Source organism: Flavobacterium sp. (genome assembly GCF_044348915.1).
In the GTDB taxonomy this organism is placed as follows: Bacteria; Bacteroidota; Bacteroidia; order Flavobacteriales; family Flavobacteriaceae; genus Flavobacterium.
The window spans coordinates 1-4,962 of sequence record NZ_JBIKRX010000135.1 but is presented as its reverse complement, the minus strand read 5'-3'; the positions used below and the strand labels follow the sequence as shown (position 1 = coordinate 4,962).

Genomic DNA, 4,962 nt, shown 5'->3' with positions numbered 1-4,962 from the left:
ATACAATAGAAGGTCAAATATGGGGACAATCTTCGATGTGTTAATGAAAAAGATGGTGAAATTTGAATAAATATCAATAAAATCAATAGATAACAAGGGTGCTCTAAGCGCCTATACCTATAAATTTATTAATGCGATAAATAGGAGGGATGTTTGTTTTGTTTTCATTGTCATTTTTTATTTATACAACTCCGACAGAGTTTATAACTCTGTCGGAGTTTGTTATAGCATTTAGTTATTATTCTATTACAAAATTGATAATTTCATTAAAAGTATGATTTTCATTATGATATTTTATAAATTCATCTTTATTTCCAAAAATTTCAATTACTTCTTTTCGGTTTATTTTAGTTGGTTTATCTGATACTATTGAACCATACGACGACCACGGATATAAATTCATTTGCTTAACAAAACCGTGTTGAACGGGATTGTTGTGAATGTAATAAATTACATTTTGCAACTGATGCATACCTTTACCATTTTGTCATGACTACGAACAAAGATACAATCACTCAAAATAAAAGGCTCTTCGGTGATAGGCTCCAAGCTTTTTTCATTATTTTGTTCCTCTTGAATACGGACTAGTGTCAATTCTATAGCATGTTGTAAATCTAATTTTTTATAAGGTTTGGATACAAAAGCATAGGGATGTGTTTCTTTTGCTCGGTTAAAATGAGCTTCGTCGGAGTTGGCAGTCAAATAAATGATGGGAATTTTATTTTCTTTCTGAATCAAATGAACCAGTTCAATTCCATCTAAATCTCCTTTTAGATTGATGTCCATCAGAATAATATCGGGGATTTGTTTAGAAATTTGGAACAAAACTTCTTCCGCTCTCGGAATAATTCCAATGACTTCATAGCCTAAATGAGTGAGTTGCAGCGAAAGGTTGGCAGCTATTATCAGTTCATCCTCAACGATCAAAATGGATTTCATTTTATTCATATTAGTTAATTTAACGTAATAAGTAAAAAGACAGGTTAAATTGATGCTCTTTCGCTAGGGTTGTATGTGTAGGTTTTGTAAATGTAATAAAAACTATTTAATTGTAAATTAGAAGGTTAGATGTTTTAATTTTGGCTTAGGCATTAAGCTGTATCTTCAAATCAATAGAAACACCTTATTTTATTTTTTTTCATTGGCTGCTAGGACTCGTAAAAAATTGCCTCCAAGAATTTTTTCAATATCTTTTTCGCTATATCCTTTTTCAACTAAGGCTTTAGTAATCATGGGGTAGGAGGTTACATCGTCTAATTGTTGAGGTGTAGATTCAATGCCGTCAAAATCAGAACCCAAACCAACATAATCAACTCCAACCAATTTAATGATATATTCAATATGTTCAATCAATAGGGAAAGCGGAGCTCTTAAATTCTCTGTTTCGGTGTTGTATTTAGCAAACAGCGCTTCTTCAACTTTGTGTTTTTCTTGGCCACTTTTATAAAGTGAATCGACTTCTTCTTTGTGTTTTTCTGTGAAGGTTTGTTTATTCTTAAAATAATTAGGATCCAAAAATCCAGAATAGAAATTCACCTGAATCACACCACCGTTTTTGGCAATCGCTTGTATTTGGTAGTCTTTTAAATTTCTTTGGTGTGGACATAAATTATAGACACAACTATGGGTTGCTATTATAGGTTTGGTAGTAGTGTTGATAACATCTTTAAACGTTTCTTCACCTACGTGACTTACATCAACGAGCATCCCTATTGCGTTCATTCGTTGCACTATCTGTTTGCCAAAATCAGTCAAACCTTTGTGCTTTAGTTCTTTATTGAAAGTTTCGTCGTAGGCGCTTGTCGCCCAAGAGGTCGAATTATTCCAGGTCAGCGTCATATATCGCGTGCCTCGCTTATAGAAATAATCTATATTGTCAATATTGTTTTCAATCATATGACCGCCTTCCACCCCAAACATAGCTGCCAGTTTTTTATGTTTCACAGCTTTGTATAATTCTTTGCTATCGGCCACTTTTGCAATTATTTTCGGATTACGTGCCACTACAGCATCTACCGAATCCATTTCTTGAACAGCAAATTGAAAAGGATTTTTTTTGTCACCATCGCAAAAAATAGAAAAAAGTTGAACATCAACTCCTCCTTGAGCCCATCTGGCCAAATCACTATGGGTTTGTCCTTTCAAATCTTTATCGATTACAAGATCACTTTCCATAGTGTGCATCAGGATATCGTTGTGAGTGTCTACAACTATAGCTTTATTGTGAATTTTTTGATAAGATTGCGCCATGATTTGTTGAGAAATTAAGATACTGAGGAGTAAAATGTTTAGTTTCATAGTCGATTATTTGGTATGGTATAAAACCGTTATAATGACCAAATATAAAGAAAACCAAGTGAAAAACTATTTTTGTTGATTAAATCACTGATTTAGTCGTTATAAAAAACTACATTTTGATTCCACTTTTAATAGATTTGCTAATTCTTAAATCCTTATTTTTGCATTCAACATTAGATTTTTTATGCAAAAATACATCGATCAACTGAACGAAGCCCAAAGGGAACCGGTCCTCCAAAAAGATGGGCCAATGATAATAATTGCTGGTGCTGGATCGGGTAAGACTAGGGTTTTGACGATTCGCATTGCTTATTTGATGAGCTTAGGAGTCGATGCTTTTAGTATTTTGGCATTGACCTTTACTAATAAAGCGGCTCGTGAAATGAAGAACCGTATCTCTGATATCGTTGGTTCTAACGAAGCAAAAAACCTTTGGATGGGTACTTTTCACTCGGTTTTTGCTCGAATACTACGTTCAGAATCGGATAAATTAGGCTATCCTTCGAATTTTACCATTTATGATTCTCAAGATTCTGTTCGAGCCATTTCGGCTATTATCAAAGAGATGCAACTAGATCGCGATATCTACAAACCCAAACAGGTTTTAAGTCGTATTTCTTCTTATAAAAACAGTTTAATTACAGTAAAGGCTTATTTCAACAATCCTGAATTGCAGGAAGCAGATGCAATGAGCAAGAAGCCTCGCTTGGGTGAAATTTATCAAAATTATGTAGACCGTTGTTTCAAAGCCGGTGCGATGGATTTTGATGATTTATTGTTGAAAACCAATGAACTTTTGACTCGTTTCCCAGATGTTTTAGCCAAATACCAGAACCGTTTTAGATACATTTTAGTCGATGAGTACCAAGATACCAACCATTCACAGTATCTTATTGTTCGTGCTTTATCGGATAAATTTCAAAACATTTGCGTCGTTGGTGATGATGCGCAGAGTATTTATGCGTTTCGTGGTGCCAATATCAACAACATCTTGAATTTTCAAAAGGATTATGAAGGCGTAAAAACCTTTCGATTGGAACAAAATTATCGCTCGACCAAAAATATTGTCGAAGCGGCAAACACAATTATTGACAAGAATAAAACCAAACTCGACAAAATTGTCTGGACCGCCAATGATTTTGGTCCTAAAATCAAAGTGCATCGCAGCCTTACCGATGCCGAAGAAGGGCGTTTTGTAGCCAGTACCATTTTCGAGCAAAAGATGCAGCAGCAATTGACCAATGGTAAGTTTGCTATTCTATATCGTACTAATGCGCAATCCCGAGCTATGGAAGATGCCCTGCGTAAAAGAGATATTCCGTATCGAATTTACGGTGGTTTATCTTTTTACCAACGAAAGGAAATCAAGGATGTTCTGTGTTATTTGCGATTGGTTCTGAATCCAAAAGATGAAGAAGCGTTGGTTCGAGTAATCAATTATCCGCATCGTGGAATTGGAGATACCACCGTCGAAAAACTAACAGTTGCTGCCAATCATTATAAGCGTTCCATCTTTGAAGTGATGCAGAATATTGACAAAATAGATTTGAAATTAAACTCAGGAACTAAGCAAAAACTGCAGGATTTTGTGATGATGATTCAAAGTTTTCAGGTCATCAACGAAAATCAAGATGCTTTTTATATCACCGATCACGTCGCCAAAAAAACAGGCTTGGTGCAGGAATTAAAGAAAGATGCGACTCCCGAGGGAATGGCCAAAATCCAGAATATCGAGGAATTATTAAACGGTATCAAAGATTTCACCGAAGGGCAACGAGAGATTGATGGCGCCCGAGGTGCCTTGTCCGAGTTTATGGAAGACGTGGCTTTGGCTACAGATTTAGACAAAGACACCAGCGACGAAGATAGAGTAGCTTTAATGACGATACATCTAGCTAAAGGATTGGAATTTCCGCACGTTTTTGTGGTGGGAATGGAGGAAGATTTGTTCCCTAGCGCAATGAGTATGAGCACTCGAAGCGAACTCGAAGAAGAACGCCGTCTGTTTTATGTAGCCTTAACGCGTGCCGAACATCAGGCATATTTAACGTATGCGCAATCGCGCTACCGATGGGGGAAATTAACCGATAGTGAGCCTTCGCGTTTTATAGAAGAAATCGATGGCCAATATTTAGAATACCTCACCGCAGAAGAAAATAATTACCGGTACAAACCGATGATTGATAGTGATATCTTTGGTGATGTGGACAAATCAAAATTGCGTTTGGCAAAACCTACTGCGGGAACTTCTCCCAAATATTTAACAGATAACGAACCTAATAATAATATAAATATTCGTAAATTGAAGCCTGTATCGAGCAACGCTTCATCAGGAGGAGCTAATTTGTTTGACAATAAATTGGCAGTTGGAAATATAGTAATGCACGAGCGTTTCGGGAAAGGTGAAGTCCTAAACTTGGAAGGCGTTGGTGCAGACAAAAAAGCGGAAATCAAATTTGAAGTAGGCGGAATCAAGAAATTGTTGTTAAGATTTGCGAAGTTGGATGTGATTGGATAACAATTAAGTTTAAAGGTTGTTTAAATAGTCATTCCTTAAAAACAAATTAACAATCTGATTGTTAATAACTTATGATAAAATAATATTAAAAAAGGCTCTGTTAAATTGCCAAAAAGTGTATATTTCGGTATAAAAAAGTGGCAATA

4 protein-coding genes are annotated in these 4,962 nt (G+C 35.7%); 1 reads left to right on the top strand and 3 read right to left on the bottom strand.

Annotated elements, in window-relative coordinates:
* Positions 1–238: 238 nt before the first annotated feature.
* From ACIQ1E_RS13835 to ACIQ1E_RS13825, 3 genes are all read right to left on the bottom strand, one after another.
* A complete protein-coding gene (locus ACIQ1E_RS13835) occupies positions 239–472 on the bottom strand; it encodes a hypothetical protein (protein WP_396171928.1) in 234 nt (77 codons plus the stop codon).
* A complete protein-coding gene (locus ACIQ1E_RS13830; protein WP_396171926.1) occupies positions 451–939 on the bottom strand; it encodes a response regulator in 489 nt (162 codons plus the stop codon). Before ACIQ1E_RS13830 ends, ACIQ1E_RS13835 begins: the two co-directional genes overlap by 22 nt.
* Before the next feature lie 189 nt (positions 940–1,128).
* Entirely contained in the window at positions 1,129–2,298 is a 1,170-nt protein-coding gene (locus ACIQ1E_RS13825) for a dipeptidase (RefSeq protein WP_396171925.1), read from the bottom strand.
* Positions 2,299–2,482: 184 nt separating this feature from the next.
* On the opposite strand from ACIQ1E_RS13825, the gene ACIQ1E_RS13820 reads away from it, so the two are divergent.
* The gene (locus ACIQ1E_RS13820; protein WP_396171923.1) at positions 2,483–4,816 is read left to right on the top strand and encodes an ATP-dependent helicase; all 2,334 of its coding nucleotides are present in this window, start codon (positions 2,483–2,485) and stop codon (positions 4,814–4,816) included.
* Positions 4,817–4,962 lie beyond the last annotated feature (146 nt).

Bases quoted from the DNA above. Each gene is read 5' to 3' on its own strand.
- ACIQ1E_RS13830 (WP_396171926.1), bottom strand. From the start codon at position 939: ATGAAATCCATTTTGATCGTTGAGGATGAACTGATAATAGCTGCCAAC.
- ACIQ1E_RS13820 (WP_396171923.1), top strand. From the start codon at position 2,483: ATGCAAAAATACATCGATCAACTGAACGAAGCCCAAAGGGAACCGGTC.
- ACIQ1E_RS13835 (WP_396171928.1), bottom strand. From the start codon at position 472: ATGCATCAGTTGCAAAATGTAATTTATTACATTCACAACAATCCCGTT.
- ACIQ1E_RS13825 (WP_396171925.1), bottom strand. From the start codon at position 2,298: ATGAAACTAAACATTTTACTCCTCAGTATCTTAATTTCTCAACAAATC.